Below are 13,587 nucleotides of genomic sequence, written 5' to 3'. Positions count from 1 at the left end.
CTACGTCAAATTGATTGTAATTATCTGAAATTGTTTACTATTATAGGGCATCATTACTTTATACTCAAACTGCCTTTTTCTCTAGAAACAGCAGGGTTGAAAATTTTCAGATTCCCGCGCAGATGTCATTTTTTCTACTCGGCTGGAAAATCTCTGTATTTACAAGTTTTATGGAATAACTTACAATAACAATAATTATATCTATGGTTTTCGCATAAAAGATTGTTTTTATCTTTGATGAAAGCTTTTTAGGTTTTTATAGTTTAGTAACAAAAAGGAAATTTGATTGCTGATGAAAGAATTTAACGAACGGCAGCGAACAATTATTGTCCATCTGGTTTCCAGAGGGAAAACAAAAGGTGAGGTCTTAGCAAGGCTGTTACAAGTATCCGATAAGACGGTCCGTAACGAAATAAGAAAGATTAATATGAATCTAAAGGCAAACCTGATTGATGCCGATCAAGAAGGTTTTTATATCCAAAATCAGGATTTAGGTCTTCTGCCCGATTCTTTTGCTACGGATTCCAGCAGCTTTAATAATAACTACACAATCCTTCAGCATATATTGCTGGCCTCGGAACCTGCTAATTTTGACTTAATTGCGGATCGCTTTAATTATTCTTCCTCTGCATTACAAAACAAGGTTAAAGATTTGAATTCTTTTGCGTCTTCTTACCATGTCGTCATTAAAAGAAAAAATAATGCCCTCGTAGTCGAGGGCAGTGAATATAACAAAAGACGGCTCTTTCTGAGTATCATTTATCAAGAGACAGATTTTTTATTCCATGATATCCATGATTATCAGCGCTTCTTTCCTCAGATCAAGGATATTGATAGGGAAGCGGCCCTGATCATGGAGGCAATTAATTATTTCGACTGCCACTTGCCGTCTTACTATGAAACAAACCTGTTTATTAATATTTTTGCAAGCTTGTCCATAGGGACCCCTCTGGAAGATGAGAAAGGGGAGGGGGGTACTGAAGGGACACCGGAAGAAAAAATTGCCCAATATATCATAGAACATACGGGGATTGAGTGTAATGATTTTTATATTAAGATTGTTGCCTCTACCCTGCAGGGCATTGTTGTTCCAAACCACCCGAAAGCAGGTACTCACGGACAGCCCAAAATGGATTACGACCGCAAAAAAATTGAGGAACTCATCCTAAGCGCTTTCCAATACTATTCCATTAGTATCGATTTTTCCAGATTTTTGCCAATATTTATTAATCATATTCTTGTTTTGCTCAGGAGGTTGAAAACCGGCAACAGTTGTTTCTTTTCAACCCCATTTTCCATAAAAGATTCTTCTGTTTTTATTTATGACGTGGCGGTTTATTTCTGCATGAAATTATCCGATGCTTTTCAGGTGCTGATTCCGGAATCCGAAATTTCTCTTATAAGCATCCATATCGGTTTTGCGGTTGAAGCCGCATCCTATAAGGATCAAAAGATTTTTGTATCGTTATATGCGTCCAACTATTCTCCGGTTGAAAAATATATCGTCAATAAAATCAATATGGAATATGAAAATCAGATTCAGGTCACAACGGTAAATAATGCCGCCACCTTAAATGCCGCAAAAACGGATCTTCTGATTACCACGCAGCCCATGATACCGAATGGCTCCTATGAATACTGTCAGATTACACCTTTACTCACGGAAAAAGATAAGGTCAATATCCAGATGGCGATCTCTAATATTGTAGAAAAACGGAATCTCAAGGAATTTTTTGCTCTTGCCCGACGTTGTTTTGATAGGAAATTATTTTTTTATGAAATAGATCTTGACACACGGGATATTGTATTGAAATTTCTCGACTTGCATCTACAGTTGCAAGGTGCGGTTGATACCGATTTCCTCCCTTCTGTTCTCAAAAGGGAGGAAATGGATGATACCTGTTTTATGAACACTTTTGCTCTTCCCCACGCCTTTGATTCCAACGCGCTGCAAAGTAAAATCGCCATATTAATAAATCCAAATGGAATTCAGTGGGGACGGCAAAAAGTGAATTTTGTGTTTTTTGTCGCTCTGAACAAAGAAGACAAATCGGCTTTTCGGCCTTTATTTGATGGCCTTGCAAGCGTCTTGTCTAATCAAAAGAAATTATTAAAATTAAATTCTATCACTAATTTTGAAGAGTTTATGAAATTATTGGAGTACTAAATTACGCCTACGGATGGATAAGGACGTTTGCTCCTTCCGCGATGTTTTCTCGCCTGATAGCCATAGCAAACCAGCCGGCAGCAAGCTGATTTCCACCGCGATGATCGAACCGTTATACCTTAGACTATTGACTCTTGTTACTGAGAAATTGACCGTTGCTTTGTAACAGTTTTTCTATCTTGACGGCATCTTATTGAAATGTTATAATAGGCTAACAATTCAAAATGCTCGTGAGGGAGTAGTTTGCGCAGGTTTTGCGCGTCAAGTCAACATACTGACCGGTAAAGGTCTGGCTTGTCTTAATAAACGAGACTCACGTATGGCTTTCAGCTGTACGTGGTCTTTTTTTAGGCCCGTGTATGGTTTATTGCCATACGCGGGCCTCTTTTGTTTTGTATAAAACGTTGCGGGACTTAGAAAATTGTCAAGGAGGAAATCAAATGAAGGAATTTGTGGAAAGCAGGGAAGGTCTGCTGGCCCAGTTCTGCACCGATTCATTGGTGGGATTGACCATCGCACAGGCGGAGCAAAATCAGGAGAAATACGGTGGGAATACGCTTACCAGAGAAAAGCCGAAATCACTGGTGCGGCGAATTTTTGAAGCTGCAACCGAGCCAATGATTCTCATGCTGATTATGGCGGGAATCGTAGACATTGTGGTAAATGTCATACGCGTCGCTACCGGCGGTGAGGCGGACTTTTTGGAGTGCGTCGGAATATTCGTCGCAATTTCCCTTTCAGTCGTTATTACCGTTGTGATGGAAGTAAAAAGCGCGAAGGCGTTTGAAGCCCTTTCCCAAATCGGCGAGGACACCTCCGTTAAGGTGCTTCGCAGAGGGGAAACCATCCTGCTAAGCCAAAAAGAGCTTGTCGTGGGGGACATCGTGCTGCTCTCTACCGGGGATAAGGTTCCCGCTGATGGAAGACTTCTGGAGGGCGTCGGTCTGGAATCCGATGAATCTGCACTTACCGGGGAAAGCATCCCGGTGAAGAAAGATGCGGAAATGATCCTTACGGATGAAAAAACACCCCTGGCGGAACGAAGCAATATGCTTTACTCCGGTAATTACATTACAAACGGATATGGCAAAATGGTTATCACCGCGGTCGGCGACAGCACCGAGTTTGGAAAAATTGCGGGGGAATTGACTAAAACGGGGAAATCATCCACACCGCTTCAGGAAAAACTTGCAAGGCTCGGCAAAACAATTACCGTCTTGGGTGTTATCGCGGCGGCAGTTGTTTTTATTACAGAACTAATTTCGTTTGCCCTGTCGGACGGGCTTGTTTTTGAAGAGGTGCTGGAGGCTTTCATCACCAGCATCGTTCTGATTGTCGCCGCCGTGCCGGAGGGCCTCCCGACGATTGTCGCGGTATCGCTTTCCATCAACATCATCAAGCTTTCTCGTCAGAACGCGCTGGTCAAAAAGATGATCGCATCCGAAACCGTGGGCTGTATCAATGTAATTTGCTCAGACAAAACCGGCACACTGACGGAGAATAAAATGACGGTTTCCTCTTTCTATGACGGCAGGTGGCATGAAAACGCGCAGGGGCTGTCATCCGACTGGATGGTTCACAATATTTGTCTGAACACGACGGCGGATGTTTCCCCGGATGGTACTTTCATCGGGAACCCCTCGGAATGCGCTATGCTGAATTTCTATGAACGCTCGGAAGCCCAAGAAAAAAGCGGAAAATCTTATCGGGACGAACGTTCCGAACATGATGTGCTGATGGCCTTTCCCTTTTCCTCGGAGTTGAAGCATATGACCACCATCAGTAAGGTGGACGGGAAGATCATTTCCTATGTCAAGGGAAGCCCGGAGTCTGTTTTTTCCATGTGCGATATTCCGAATTCTCAGCGGAAAGAGTTGGAAAACTACATTGTAGGCGCTCAGGAAAAGGCCATGCGCGTGATTGCTTTTGCACACAAGGAACTCGACACGATGCGTGATTACGAAGACGAACGCCTTCACGCCACCATGGAAACCGGCATGACTTTTGACGGTTTTGTCGCCATTTCCGATCCGCTTCGAGCGGATGTGTATGATGCCGTCGAGAACTGCCGCCGCGCCGGAGTTGATCTGAAAATGCTGACGGGAGACAACATTATCACCGCGACTGCGATTGCCAATGAGCTTCACATCTTAAATGACGGCCGAATCGCAGTGGAAGCAAAAAATATTGTAGATTTAAGCGACGATGAGCTGTCAGAGCTTTTACCCAAAATCAGCGTGATTGCCCGGAGCACGCCTACCGTCAAGATGAGAGTCGTCAAACTGCTCAAGGCACAGGGAAACGTGGTTGCCGTTACCGGGGACGGGATCAACGATGCTCCCGCGCTTAAAAATGCAGATGTCGGAATTGCAATGGGGATATCCGGTACGGATGTGTCCAAGGAAGCAAGTGACATCGTACTGCTGGACGATTCTTTTTCCACTATCGTAAAGGCTATTGCGTGGGGACGCGGCATCTACGAAAATTTCAAACGCTTTATCCAGTTCCAGTTAACCGTCAATGTGGCTTCTGTTATTGTCGTATTTACATCGATTATTCTTGGATTCAAGGCCCCGTTCACAGCCCTTCAGCTGCTATGGATCAACATCATCATGGACGGGCCTCCCGCGCTCACCCTTGGTTTGGAGCCGATTTATGACGATCTGATGGGCCGCCAGCCCACAAGAAGAAACGAGAGTATTGTTTCCAAGCCGATGTTTTTAAGAATCGGATTTACAGGCGCGTACGTGTCCGTGATCTTCCTATGCCAGTACGTTTACAATTTCTTGGGTGCGGCACCGGAGCAAATGACTACGGTTCTTTTCACCCTATTCACTCTGTTCCAGTTGTTTAATGCCTTCAACTGCCGGGAACTCCACACGGTCAGCATTTTCAAACACCTGTTGAAAAACAAAATCATGCTGCTGGTTATTTCAGTCACCTTCCTGTTGCAAATACTGATAATACAGTTTGCGGGGGCATTTTTCGGAACGGTTCCTCTGGATTTAACGATGTGGCTGAAAATATTTGGGGTTTCGATTACGGTTGTCTTTCTGTCCGAAATTGTAAAATTAGTATGGCGAAAACAAAACACTTCATCCAATGGATGAATTTATGAGAAGGAGCTGTGGAGGGTGTTGAATGTCTCCTTCTTCCATAGTGAACACTCAAGTACTCTCTCGATGCCTGTAAAGGTTTGTATGGGTATTTATGGTTCCTCTTTTTTAGACGTAGACAGCGCCGCCATATTTCTATGACGGCGCTGTCTATTATTGCTTTTCTATATTGGATTGGCGAGGCAGTGCAGGAAATAGCCGCAGATTTGTTCCACCGGTACCTGGCAGCCTTGATCGACCCATCGCTTCAGACACATTGTTACGCCGGCCTGATAAAAAACAAAATAGTACATCATTTCTTCTTCCTCTGTGATTCCGTTGTGGAGTGAATACGGCTTGACAATAGTATTCCACAATGGCTCAAATCCGGTTTCAATGGGGAAACTCTTCCGCTTATTCAGAGTGGCACGGTAAAAACTTTGATTGCGCTTTATGAAATTCAAAAACGGCACAAAGAACTCGGCCGTCATAAAAAAGGATCCGTTCCGTTCGACGGTATCATATTGGCCTATAAGACGGGCGTTCATCTTTTTTTCCAGTTTATCCAGCAAATCGTAAATGTCCTGATAATGGGAATAAAAGGTGCTGCGATTGATATTTGCCGCCTGGCAAATAGACCGGACGGTGATTAGGTCGATATCCTGCGTTTTTAGCATGGAAACAAGGCATTCTTCGATTTTCTTTTCATTATCCTGAAACCGCTGATTGTTTTTTGTGTTCATAAAATCCTCCTGCTTTGATTATCCCAACACATGATACAAAAATGATGGTTGTACCTTTCTCATGCAGATATTATACTGAATTTATATTAACAATACAAACGTTGGGTTAAACGTTTGACATATTTCAATATGCAAATCAGATCCAAGGTTTGAGCATCTGTCCTCTGTGCAATAAGCGGCTTGTAAAAAAGCTAGTAGAGTGAAGGGGGGATTGGCCGGAAGGTCAATCCCCTGTTTTGACAAAAGGAGAAAACGTAATGAGAGCAGCAATTTATAACGGACGGAAAAATATCGCAATGACTGAACTGGATACTCCGGTCCCTGGCGACAATGACATCGTAGTGAAAAATCTTTATGCAAGTATCTGCGGCACCGATGTCGCGGTATATAACCATGGACCTGGGATGGGTCATAAGATCACCGTCGGAGGCGAATTTGGCCATGAGGTGGTGTGCGAGGCCGTTCAGGTCGGTAAAAATGTGAAAGACATCAAGGTCGGCGACCGTCTGTATCCATATCCGGTTCTTGCCAAGGGCGACCCCGGCAGAGCCGGAACGCTGGGCGGATTCTCGGAATACATGCTGCTCCCCAATCCGGAACTGAATAAACAGGTCTATAAAGTGAGCGATAAGATCTCTTCCAGGACCGCCAGCCTGATCGAGCCCTTTACGATAGCATGCCGGGCGGCGCGCAGATCTTCCCCCAGGACAGGTGAGAAGGCGATCGTATTCGGTGCGGGGACCATCGGTATCGCGGCGTCGATCGCGTTGAAATATTTCGGATGCAGCCAGGTCATGATATGCGATCGCTCGGACTTTCGGTTGGAAAAGGCCAAGTCACTCGGTTTTGAAGTCTGCAATAACAGTAAGGAAGATTTGAAAGCCAAAGCGATCGAAATCTTTGGAAACGCACGTTCTCTCAATGGACCGACCGCCGACGTGGATATTTATATAGATGCTGCAGGGGCTCAGTCTGTTTTGGAGCTTTATCAGGGAATGGGCAAGATCGAGAGCCGCATGGTAACGGTAGCGGTCCTCGCGGGCAAAAGACCGGTGGATATTCTCTCTCTGACCTTTTCCCAGCACGCCCTCATCGGCAGCGGCGGATATATGCCCGAGGATGTGCGGGATGTGATGAAGATCATGGAAAGCGGGAAATGGGATATCGATTCCATCATCACGCACGAGTTTCCATGGGAAAAGCTCCCGGAAGCGATCAAAACAGCGATCGATGTCGATCACTCGCTCAATGTGGTTATCCACTATTAAGAAACGTCAGTATGAGCAGTTTGGGTTCGGTACGGCCGAGTCCAGAGTTGGAATCACGTGAATATCTGCTTTTCAATGCCGATATTCAACAAATGATTTAGAAAGGACCGGTCTTGCTGAAAATCGGGTGTAGTGGAGTCCTATTTTGCTGGTAGATAAATTTGGATAGAATAAGCTCTCTTTTGTTGACAGGGGATTGAAAGTCCCATATAATATAAACATATAAACAAACGATTAATTGTAAAAGGGGGGAGCAAAATGGTATCGGGACGGGACGAAGACGCACTGTGCAGTTGTACCGTCATTCATGAGGACATCGTGCGGAAGGTAAAGGGCGAGCTGGCGGAAGACACCCAGCTTGTCAAAATCGCAGAGCTCTTTAAGGCTATGAGCGACCCGACACGCCTCAAAATTATCAATGCCTTGATTCTTTCCGAGATGTGCGTGTGCGATCTCGCCTGTCTGCTGAAAATGACCCAGCCCGCCATCTCGCATCATCTGAAAACGCTCCGGCAGACTCAGCTGATCAAATACCGGAGGGACGGGAAGATTGTCTATTACTCGCTGGACGACGCTCACATTGCTCCCCTATTTCAACAGGGGTATGAACACATCTCCGAAAAGTAAAGAAAGATGCATTCCGGGTTGCTGCCCGACCATAAGGTCGCCATGCTCGACGCCATGTGTATGCTGCTGGTCAAAAGAGAGAATTGACAGAACCAACAAAAAGGAGGCGGTGATGTGAAAAAAAGGCTGCTCCTGATTTTTTTCACCATTTTGCTTCTGCTTGCCACGGGGGCGACACTGCGAAGCACATCCTCGGTGGACGCGGTGTCCGGTGCGACCAAGATCAAAAAGCTTCGGGACGCGACCATGACCAATACGGTGTTCCCCGGACTGGAATCCGGGCTGAAAGGGCAGGAACTAAAAATCGCGGACCCCTCCTTCCCGTCGGACCTGGACCCCGCCCACGGGAACGGACGATATACCCTTGCCTATGGCGTAGGGGAAACGCTTTTTTCTTTTGACGGCGAGTCTGTCCAGCCGTGGTTGGCACGGTCATGGAAAAACCTCGACACACTTACCTGGGAAATCGTTCTGGAACCCGGCGTGAAGTTCCAGAACGGCAAAAGCATGACTGCCCGGAGCGTCAAGGAATCGCTGGAACGCGCGGTCCGCCTGGACGCGGAGGCGGCGGAGTTGCTGCTCCTTGCTTCTATTCAGGCAGAGGAGCTGACATTAACGATCCATACCTCGGCGCCCAGTCCGAGTCTCATACATAATCTTGCGGACCCGGCCTTCACGATCGTCGATGCCGCGTCGGATCAGAAGAAAGATTTCTCTTACTTTCCCGTTTGCACCGGACCGTTCATCCCCACCACCTTCGTCGGACAGGTGGAGGTCATCCTGCGCCGGTTCGACGGCTACCACGGCGGACAGCCGAAGCTCGGCGGCGCGGACATCCGCTTTGTTCCCGACACGGATAAACTTGCGCAGAACCTGAAGAATCAAATCCTTTTCCTGCCAGAAGATATGCCCCCTCGGGCTCCCTTTGGAGGACCTGCTTGTCCGGTCGAACGCGGCGGCGGTCTGGCACAAATAGGAGGCCGGTTTGGAAAAAACAGCCGCCGTATTTTATCGCAGGTGAATCTGGGAAGCTTTGACTCGGATAATCAGGTCGTGTGTACGCCAAACCTGAAAAGGCGCTTTGAGTCGGGGGAAAGCCTGGGTTATCGCTGTCGGCAGAGACAGCTTCATATAGAAAAAACACGGAGTGAAAATATGTATTTTGATGGATTATGGATCGGCATCGGTGCATTGCTGATTATTGGATTATTGCATCCGGTTGTCATAAAGGTGGAATATTATTTTGGCACAAAGGCTTGGCCGGCTTTTTTTGTTTTTGGTCTGGCCTGTGTCGGATTTTCATTATTCTTGGGTTCGACGCTTTTATCCGCTCTTTTGTCAATATTGGGATTTGCGCTGTTTTGGAGTATTCATGAGCTGTTCCTACAGGAAAAGAGAGTAGAAAAAGGCTGGTTTCCGAAGAAGCCAAAAGGGAAAAGATAGGATTTCGAAGTTAATTTCAAAGGATATAAGAGCAGCGATATTGATTCGTACTATTTATAATCTTTGCTTAGATAAAGATGCAATACCAGCGAAAATTGACTTCACCAGATAACGAATGGGGGATATTTTATGTGGAGCTATTTGATTCTGATTCTCTCCAGTTTTATCGCTGCATTCGTTTCAGGCGCAGCCGGTTTCGGCGGTGCCCTTTTACTGCTGCCAGTGGTGACCGCCTGTGTTGGCGCGGAAGTCGCCGTACCGGTGCTGACGATTGCCCAGCTTATTGGAAATCTCGCACGCATGGTATTCGGAATAAAACAGATAGACTGGAAATCGGTTGGATTGTTTTGCGCTACGGCGCTTCCGCTGACCGCACTGGGTGCGTTTGGCTTTTCTGTATTGCCAAAAGATATCGTTACTCGCTGTATTGGCGGAGCTTTGATTATCCTTGTGCTGATTAAGATGATTAAAAAATTGGAGTTCAAAAATGGGAAAAGGGCCATGATCATCGGCGGTGCAGCCACTGGACTTCTATCCGGTCTTGCCGGAAGCGGCGGGCCTGTCGGAGCCGCGGCATTTCTGACTCTGGGATTACCGCCCGTCGCCTACATAGCCAGCGAGGCCACGACCGCCACAGCGATGCACATCCTAAAAACCGTCATATACAGCAAACTGGTTGGACTTGACTTGTTGGCATTGCTCACGGGGCTTGCGATGGGAGCGGCAATGATAGCCGGAACCTTTGCGGCAAACCGTATCATTAAGAAAATAGAAAAAGGAAAATTTCAAATATATGTTGCAGCTTTACTATGCGTAGTCGGCATATATATGCTGATTTTCGGAGAATAATGCTTCACTTGAAGAAATAAACCAAAGCTCAAAAAAGATGTCATAAATATCTCCCAAAGAGGAACAGTACTGACAGCGTTGCTCGGGTGCGGCCTAAATGGAATGCGGTCTTTTCTGATGCAATCTTATGCCTTTTTGGGGCCCGCTCAGGCCACCCGTTTTACGGATATTCATGACTCTTCACAAATATTTAACAGTTTAAAGACTGTCAGCACTTGACAATAAATGAATGATCGTTTATTATAATAGTAATCCTTCCGCTTTATCAAAAATTTTGGTGGTGCGTATGAGAAAAAAAGATGATGAAAAACAGAGATGTATTAAAACCGCAGTTGTTGAATTAATTTTAAAAGAAGGATTTCAGGGTGCGTCCATCTCTAAAATTGCCCATGCCGCGGGAGTCTCCCCGGCAACAGTGTATATTTATTATGAAAACAAGGACGCAATGCTGCGCGATATTTATCAGGAATATGCCGAAGATACCTTTCAATATCTGCTGGAATGCTTAAACCCGAATATGGAGGGCGAACAGATTATTGAAGAATTAATCCGCAGCTATTATTCCTATATTGTTGAGAATCAGGAGATTTTTCACTTCATCGAGCAGTTCAGCACCTGTCCCGCTCTTCAATCCGGATGTGGGTTTATAAAGGGACCGGGAAACCTGAACCAACTGCTGACGGATTTGAAGAGGAGACAAATTCTCAATAATTACAGCAACGATAACCTGTATGCTATCCTGTTCTCTCCGGTGAAAACCATCGCCGTGAAGCGCTGTGACTCCGAGGAGGCCGCAAAAGACCGCTTGAACGAGCTGATCGCGATTATTCAGAAAGCATTAATCAGAGAATATTAAAATTCAAAATCCACACTATTTTGTTTACAGAAATTATAAACGAACATTCATTTATAAAAAGAAAGGATACTGTATATGTTGATAATACCAATTGAAGATCTCGTTTTACTGCCCGGTATGGTTTATCCGCTGGCATTCAGCCGGTTAAGCGAAGAGGAACTGTCCGTTCTGCAAAATAAAGATCAGGAAATCGCAGCGTTGCCGTTAAAGCGTCGGGTGGACAGAAAGGAACTGGAGACGGAGGATTTCTATAAAATAGGGATTGCGCTGCAGGTACTGGATATCGTGTCCGGCGAAAAGGGCCATCTTGTTAAGGTAAAGGCAATGAGCCGTGTGGAAGTCTCCGATCTTGTGATTCGGGAAGACGTCATCACAGGCAATACCATTGATATTCCGGAGGTCATTGACCTCAATGAAAACAGCCAGAAAGAAATGGCGAGCTATATTCAGAACATCGCTCACCAGATCGGAGCGAATTTCAAGAATTCCGGCGGCGTTATGAAAGCCATCGATGAAATCAGGGACTTGAATGTGCTGATTGGATACATATGCCAGTTCCTGCCGTTTTCCAGACAGGAAAAGTATACCCTGATGGAAACTTCTTCCCTGAAAGACCGCGGCTTGACGTTTATCGATTATTTCCTCCATTACAAAGAGGAAATTAAGCTTCAGATTGAGATGACGGAGCGCTTCTCCGAAAAGGCAAACAAAAACTACCGCGAGGCGGTCCTGCGGGAGCAGCTTCAGGCTATCCAGGAGGAGCTGAACGAAGGAAAGCCGGAATCCGCTAAAAAGGGGAAGGACTACAGAACCCGCATTGAGGACGCGCATATGCCGGAAGAAATACGGCTGGCCGCGCTGGAAGAGCTGAGCAAGCTGGAAAGCCAGAACCCCGCGAGCGCAGATTACAACGTCCTTCAGAACTATCTTGATCTGCTGGTAGAGCTGCCGTGGGAGACGAAGGAAGAAAAGCCCGTGGATATCCGGGAAGCCCGCCGCATTCTGGACGAGCAGCACTACGGCCTTGAAAAGGTGAAGGACCGCATCATTCAGCAGTTGGCGGTGCTGCATCTGAAAAAGGATAAGCAGGGTTCCATCCTGCTTCTGGTCGGACCTCCCGGCACCGGGAAAACCAGTCTGGGACGGAGCATTGCCGAAGCGCTGGGCAGAAAATATGTCCGGTTGAGCCTCGGCGGAATCCGCGACGAAGCGGAAATCCGCGGACATCGCAGAACCTATATCGGCGCAATGCCGGGACGGATTATCCAGAGCATGAAGAAAGCCGGCACAATGAACCCGGTTATGGTGCTGGATGAAGTCGACAAGCTGATGACAGGCTATAACGGAGACCCGGCAAGCGCATTGCTGGAGGTTCTCGACCCGGAGCAGAACAATACCTTTACGGATCATTACCTTGACCTTCCCTACAACCTGTCCAACGTCTTTTTCATCGCGACGGCAAACTCGCTGGAGACCATCCCCGGACCTCTGCTGGACCGTATGGAGGTCATTCAGCTTTCCAGCTACACCTCAAGTGAGAAATTCCATATCGGGAAGAACCATCTCGTTCGTGAAGCGCTGGAAGAGCACGGTCTGACCCAAGACGACGTGCAGATCAGCGACGAAGCCCTTCGGAAGATCATAGCCGATTACACCATGGAGGCCGGCGTCAGAGGGCTGAAGAAAAGGCTGGATTCCATTGCGAGAAAAGCGGCGGAGAAAATCGTTCTTGGGGATGTCGAAAAGCCCTATGCCGTTTCCGCGGACGATCTGGAGGAGATTCTGGGCAGCAAAATGTCGAGACACGACGTTGCTCAGGAAATGAATCCTCCCGGAGTGGTTACCGGTCTGGCATGGACGCCGGTGGGCGGGGAAATCCTGTTCATTGAAGCGACCGAAATGCCCGGCAACGACCAGATCATCCTGACCGGCCAGCTGGGGGACGTTATGAAGGAGTCCGCGAGAATCTCGCTCAGCCTGCTGAAATCCCGTCTGCCGGTCAATGCGATCAAGTTCAAGGAAAAGGATATCCATATCCATGTGCCGTCCGGCGCCGTGCCGAAGGATGGACCCTCGGCGGGTATTACGCTCTTCACGGCCCTTGCCTCCCTGATTACCGGCATAAAAGTCGATTCCAGACTGGCTATGACGGGTGAAATCACTTTGAGGGGCACGGTGCTTCCGATCGGCGGGCTGAAAGAAAAGCTTCTGGCCGCGGAACGCGCCGGAATCAGAAAAGCGCTGATTCCCAAGGACAATGTGGCGGATTTAAAGGATATTCCCGACGAAGTCAAGGAAAAAATTCAGATCGTCGCGGTAGAAACCATAGAGGACGTCCTGCGGGAAGCGCTGGACATTGCTCTGCCAAAGCCGGAATACGTGATGCCGGACCCCCGGTTCTTCACCAGGCTCAAGGAGCAGCGCAGCGAAATCCACTGATACAGCATACGACATTACATGATATAGACTGACCGGTTAATCGACAGATGCGCTTTTAACCGCGCAGGCAATAGGAGCCCCCGGCTTTTTACAGGCCGGG

Annotated in this window: 9 protein-coding genes; 8 read left to right on the top strand and 1 reads right to left on the bottom strand. The window is 47.0% G+C overall.

The genetic code is table 11. The annotated features are described in order from the left end of the window. Positions 1-292: 292 nt before the first annotated feature. The gene (locus ACRQU7_RS11790) at positions 293-2,167 is read left to right on the top strand and encodes a BglG family transcription antiterminator (protein ID WP_444641050.1); all 1,875 of its coding nucleotides are present in this window, start codon (positions 293-295) and stop codon (positions 2,165-2,167) included. 440 nt (positions 2,168-2,607) lie between these two features. Then, positions 2,608-5,277, top strand: coding sequence for a calcium-translocating P-type ATPase, PMCA-type (locus tag ACRQU7_RS11785; protein ID WP_444641049.1), 2,670 nt, complete (start codon positions 2,608-2,610; stop codon positions 5,275-5,277). A gap of 170 nt (positions 5,278-5,447) precedes the next feature. Here ACRQU7_RS11785 and ACRQU7_RS11780 read toward each other — a convergent pair whose 3' ends face one another. Beyond that, the gene (locus ACRQU7_RS11780; RefSeq protein ID WP_444641047.1) at positions 5,448-6,005 is read right to left on the bottom strand and encodes a TetR/AcrR family transcriptional regulator; all 558 of its coding nucleotides are present in this window, start codon (positions 6,003-6,005) and stop codon (positions 5,448-5,450) included. A gap of 257 nt (positions 6,006-6,262) precedes the next feature. On the opposite strand from ACRQU7_RS11780, the gene ACRQU7_RS11775 reads away from it, so the two are divergent. From ACRQU7_RS11775 to lon, 6 genes are all read left to right on the top strand, one after another. Further along, on the top strand, positions 6,263-7,273 hold the full coding sequence (locus ACRQU7_RS11775) for a zinc-dependent alcohol dehydrogenase (protein ID WP_444641045.1): 1,011 nt from the start codon (positions 6,263-6,265) through the stop codon (positions 7,271-7,273). 258 nt (positions 7,274-7,531) lie between these two features. After that, positions 7,532-7,900: an ArsR/SmtB family transcription factor gene (locus ACRQU7_RS11770; RefSeq protein WP_444641043.1), complete on the top strand. Its 369-nt coding sequence runs from the start codon at positions 7,532-7,534 to the stop codon at positions 7,898-7,900. Between the two features lie 114 nt (positions 7,901-8,014). After that, complete coding sequence (locus ACRQU7_RS11765; RefSeq protein WP_444641041.1) at positions 8,015-9,343, top strand: DUF4491 family protein; 1,329 nt, start codon at positions 8,015-8,017, stop codon at positions 9,341-9,343. Positions 9,344-9,472: 129 nt separating this feature from the next. Continuing rightward, a complete protein-coding gene (locus ACRQU7_RS11760; protein ID WP_444641039.1) occupies positions 9,473-10,192 on the top strand; it encodes a sulfite exporter TauE/SafE family protein in 720 nt (239 codons plus the stop codon). A gap of 286 nt (positions 10,193-10,478) precedes the next feature. Further along, entirely contained in the window at positions 10,479-11,048 is a 570-nt protein-coding gene (locus tag ACRQU7_RS11755) for a TetR/AcrR family transcriptional regulator (protein WP_444641038.1), read from the top strand. Between the two features lie 75 nt (positions 11,049-11,123). Next, a complete protein-coding gene (gene lon / locus ACRQU7_RS11750) occupies positions 11,124-13,487 on the top strand; it encodes an endopeptidase La (RefSeq protein WP_444641036.1) in 2,364 nt (787 codons plus the stop codon). The last annotated feature ends 100 nt before the right edge of the window (positions 13,488-13,587 follow it).

Source organism: Caproiciproducens puteiluti, from assembly GCF_052442865.1.
Lineage (GTDB): Bacteria > Bacillota > Clostridia > Oscillospirales > Acutalibacteraceae > Caproiciproducens.
The sequence above is the reverse complement of the archived record's forward strand: the minus strand, read 5'-3'. Positions and strand labels throughout refer to the sequence as shown.